The 401-nt window shown below is 76.6% G+C and carries 1 protein-coding gene; it reads left to right on the top strand.

The window, feature by feature from the left end; all coding sequences use genetic code 11:
* A partial coding sequence (locus tag LPA54_RS40920; RefSeq protein WP_228985481.1) for an alpha/beta hydrolase occupies positions 1 to 401 on the top strand: 401 nt, incomplete at both ends.

Here is a 401-nt window from a genome sequence, read left to right as displayed (position 1 = left end):
TCGTCCCGGGCGCCCGGGACACCTGGGTGATCGCCGTGCACGGCCTCGGCGCCACCCGCGAACACGTCCTCAACGTCCTCGACGCCCTGCGCCGCAACCAGTTCCCGGTCCTCGTCCCCGCCTACCGGGGCGACCCGGAGGCGCCCCGCTCCCCGGACGGGCTCAACCACCTCGGCGAGACCGAGTGGCGCGACCTCGACGCCGTGCTGCGGCACGCGGTCGACTCCGGCGCCCGCAAGGTGGTGCTCTACGGCTGGTCCACCGGCGCGACCATGGCGCTGCGCGCCGCCGCCCGCTCGGAACTGCGCGAACGCGTCGCCGGGCTGCTCCTGGACTCCCCGGTGCTCGACTGGGAGTCCACCCTGCGTGCCCTCGCCGGCGCCCGCCGCACCCCCGGTGTG

It is taken from the genome of Streptomyces sp. DH12 (assembly GCF_020873895.1).
Taxonomy (GTDB): Bacteria; Actinomycetota; Actinomycetes; order Streptomycetales; family Streptomycetaceae; genus Streptomyces.
Note: the sequence above shows the minus strand (reverse complement) of the source record. Positions and strands in the feature narration are given on the sequence as shown.